The 3,183-nt window shown below is 62.2% G+C and carries 4 protein-coding genes; 2 read left to right on the top strand and 2 right to left on the bottom strand.

The window, feature by feature from the left end; genetic code table 11:
* Window positions 1-188, bottom strand: a 188-nt coding sequence (locus QMX86_RS27720; RefSeq protein ID WP_282390429.1) for a hypothetical protein, incomplete at its 3' end; no start/stop codon positions are given.
* Here QMX86_RS27720 and QMX86_RS27715 point away from each other — a divergent pair.
* Both QMX86_RS27715 and QMX86_RS27710 read left to right on the top strand, forming a co-directional pair.
* Window positions 187-1,653: a cytosine permease gene (locus tag QMX86_RS27715; protein ID WP_282387844.1), complete on the top strand. Its 1,467-nt coding sequence runs from the start codon at window positions 187-189 to the stop codon at window positions 1,651-1,653. The two genes, QMX86_RS27720 and QMX86_RS27715, sit on opposite strands and share 2 nt — an antisense overlap.
* Window positions 1,646-2,575: a PfkB family carbohydrate kinase gene (locus tag QMX86_RS27710; RefSeq protein WP_282387846.1), complete on the top strand. Its 930-nt coding sequence runs from the start codon at window positions 1,646-1,648 to the stop codon at window positions 2,573-2,575. The genes QMX86_RS27715 and QMX86_RS27710 overlap by 8 nt, the downstream gene beginning before the upstream one ends.
* A 145-nt stretch (window positions 2,576-2,720) precedes the next feature.
* Here the strand turns inward: QMX86_RS27710 and QMX86_RS27705 are convergent, their stop codons facing one another.
* Window positions 2,721-3,101, bottom strand: coding sequence for a Rho termination factor N-terminal domain-containing protein (locus QMX86_RS27705; RefSeq protein ID WP_130928900.1), 381 nt, complete (start codon window positions 3,099-3,101; stop codon window positions 2,721-2,723).
* Between the last annotated feature and the right edge of the window lie 82 nt (window positions 3,102-3,183).

Raw genomic sequence — 3,183 nt, 5'->3', positions numbered from 1 at the left:
GCTCGCTCCCACATTGGATTTGTGACGTTCACATACCCTGTGGGAGCGAGCTTGCTCGCGAAGGCCGCACTGCATAGTCGAATACTTAACCCGCAATGGATCGCACAGACAGGCCTCGGAAGGCCGGTTGTCTTGTCGTTTTGCATCATTGCCACAACCACAAAAAAGGCAAACAGGAGCATCTTCATGAGTTCATCAACCGCCGGGCAAAGCGTCGGGCAATTGGAAACCCGGGGCATCGAGCCGGTACCGGAAGCGGAGTGCAACGGTCATCCGCTGCAACTGTTCTGGGTCTGGTTCGCGGCCAATATTTCCATCCTCGGCCTGCCGCTGGGCGCCACGCTGGTGGCGTTTCGCGGGCTGGCGATCTGGCAGGCGATCATCGTCGCCATCCTCGGCGCCGCCGGTTCGTTTGCCGTGGTCGGGATCATTTCGATTGCCGGGCGGCGTGGCCGCGCGCCGAGTCTGACGCTGTCGCGGGCAATCTTCGGCGTACGCGGCAACATCGGCCCGACGCTGGTTTCGCTGATGTCGCGTCTGGGTTGGGAAACCGTCAACACCACCACCGCCGCGTTCGTGCTGCTGTCGCTGTGTTCGATCCTGTTCGGCTCGCCGGTCGAGGCGAAAAGTGCGCCGATACTGACGCTGATCTTTATCGCCATCTTCGTCCTGCTGACCTTGTCGGTGTCCGGCCTCGGCCACGCGACCCTGCTGGTGATCCAGAAGTGGGCGACGTACGTGTTCGGCGCGCTGAACATTCTCGTCGGTGGTTTTCTCTGCGCGACCATCGACTGGAGCGCGGTATTCAACGCCACGCCAGCACCGCTGAGCGCAATGATCATCGGCATCGGCACCATGGCCGCCGGCACTGGTATCGGTTGGGCCAACGCTGGCGCTGACATGTCGCGCTATCAGCATCGCAGCGTCAAGGCTGTGCGCCTGGTGGCGTCGGCGGCGTTCGGCGCAGGGATTCCGCTGGTGCTGCTGATCACCCTCGGCGGCTTGTTGTCGGTGGGCAACAATGATCTGGCGTCGGCGACTGATCCGATCGTGGCGATCCGCGACATGCTGCCGACGTGGATGGCCGTGCCGTACCTGATCACCGCGTTCGGCGGTCTGCTGCTGTCGAACAACCTGTCGGTGTACTCCGCCGGCCTGACCACGCTGACCCTGGGCCTGAAGGTCAAACGGGTCTACGCGGTAGTGGTGGATATCGTCGCGATCTTCGTCGGCTCGATCTACTTCATGCTGATCGCCGACAGTTTCTACGGCCCGTTCATCACCTTCATTTCCCTGCTGGCAGTGCCGATCACTGCCTGGGTGGGGATCTTCGTGGTCGACCTGATTCACCGTCACTACTACAGCCCCAAAGACCTGCTCGACGTCAGCACGAGCAGCGCGTACTGGTATCGCGGCGGCATCGAGTGGCGCGCGTTTGGCGCCTGGGCGATCGCCATCGTCCTTGGTTTCAGCTTCACCACCATCGGCACCACGGCAGAAAACGTCTGGTTCAAGGGCTTTCTGTCCGACTCCTGGCTGGGCCACAACGGCCTCGGCTGGATCGTGACCTTCGTCGTCGCCGGTGGCCTTTACCTGATACTGGGCGGCGCGAAAGATCGTCGCGCCGCGCAACCCGAGAATGCTCATGCCTAAGATGTTGCACACCGGCCAGGTCATCATCGACCTGGTCATGGCCGTGGAAAAACTGCCGCAGATTGGCGGCGACGTGCTGGCGCAGTCGGCGGGGTTCGAAGCCGGTGGCGGCTTCAACGTGATGGCCGCTGCGGTGCGCAACGGTCTGCCGGTGGTTTACCTCGGTCGCCATGGCACGGGGCGTTTCGGTGACCTGGCGCGCCAAGCGATGCAGGCGGAAGGTATCGGCATCGGCATCCGCGAACCGGCCGAGCGCGATACCGGTCTGTGCGTGGCGCTGACCGATGCCTCGGCTGAACGCAGTTTCATTTCCTACATCGGCGCTGAAGGCGAGGTGACCGAGGAGGACCTGAACAGCGTGGCTGCCGAGCCCGGCGATTACGTTTATCTCAGCGGTTACAGTCTGCTGCACGAGGGCAAGGCGCAGGCGTTGCTCGACTGGACGCTGGCGCTGCCGGCGGCGGTCAATGTGGTGTTCGACCCGGGGCCGTTGGTGGAGTCACCTGACGCGCCGATGATGCAGGCATTGCTGCCGCGCATCGATGTGTGGACCAGCAACAGTGTCGAGGCGCTGCGGTTTACCGGAGCCGATGAGATTGGTATAGCGATGGATCGCCTCGCGGAACTGCTGCCGGAAAGTGTGCTGATGGTGGTGCGCGACGGGCCGCAGGGTTGCTGGATTCAGCAGCGGGGCGAGCGTCGACAAGTGCCGGGGTTTGTTGTCAAAGCGGTGGACAGCAATGGCGCCGGTGATGCGCATGCCGGGGTGTTTGTTGCTGGATTGGCGCAGGGGTTGGAGGCACCGGAAGCGGCGCGGCGGGCGAATGCGGCGGCGGCGCTGGCGGTGACTCGCTGGGGGCCGGCTACATCGCCGGGGGCGGGTGAGGTGGATGCTTTTATCTGTCAGTCCTGCCGCGACTGACATGAGGCCTTCGCGAGCAAGCTCGCTCCCACATTGGATCTACGTCGTACACAAATCTTCTGTAGGAGCTGCCGAAGGCTGCGATCTTTTGATCTTGAAAAGCAAAAGATCGCAGCCTTCGGCGGTTCCTACAGTGGGCGTCGTTCTAGCTCGCCTTGCGCAACGCCTCGATCAACTCCTGCTTGCGCATCGATGAGCGCCCCGGAATATTCTTCGCTCGGGCTTCCTTCATCAGGCTATCGACAGTCTGCGTATCCTTCGAAGTTTCGCTGTTACGCGAATGTCCCTTGCGACTGACCACCGCGCGGCGCGATGATTCTTTGCGATCTTCCGACTTGGCACTGGCGGGCTTCTTGCGACCCGAACCGCCGGACTTTTCGCCGCCACCGGATTGTTTGTTCACCGTCGCCCAGGCGCGCGCCTCAGCTTCATCTTTCGACACGCCTTTTTTCTCGTAGCTGTCTTCGATGTGCTCGGCTTTGCGCTTCTGTTCGCTGGTGTATTTGTCTTTGCTTCCACGAGGCATGGGATTTCTCCTCAAGTTGCGGATCCGGCCGCTCGCCGCTTGGACGCCGATCGGCGTGGGGCGACAGCAGATACAGTTTTCG

This window comes from Pseudomonas sp. PS01270, assembly GCF_029959775.1.
GTDB classification, from domain to species: Bacteria; Pseudomonadota; Gammaproteobacteria; order Pseudomonadales; family Pseudomonadaceae; genus Aquipseudomonas; species Aquipseudomonas atacamensis.
Note: the sequence above shows the minus strand (reverse complement) of the source record. Positions and strands in the feature narration are given on the sequence as shown.

Bases quoted from the DNA above. Each gene is read 5' to 3' on its own strand.
- QMX86_RS27710 (WP_282387846.1), top strand. From the start codon at position 1,646: ATGCCTAAGATGTTGCACACCGGCCAGGTCATCATCGACCTGGTCATG.
- QMX86_RS27705 (WP_130928900.1), bottom strand. From the start codon at position 3,101: ATGCCTCGTGGAAGCAAAGACAAATACACCAGCGAACAGAAGCGCAAA.
- QMX86_RS27715 (WP_282387844.1), top strand. From the start codon at position 187: ATGAGTTCATCAACCGCCGGGCAAAGCGTCGGGCAATTGGAAACCCGG.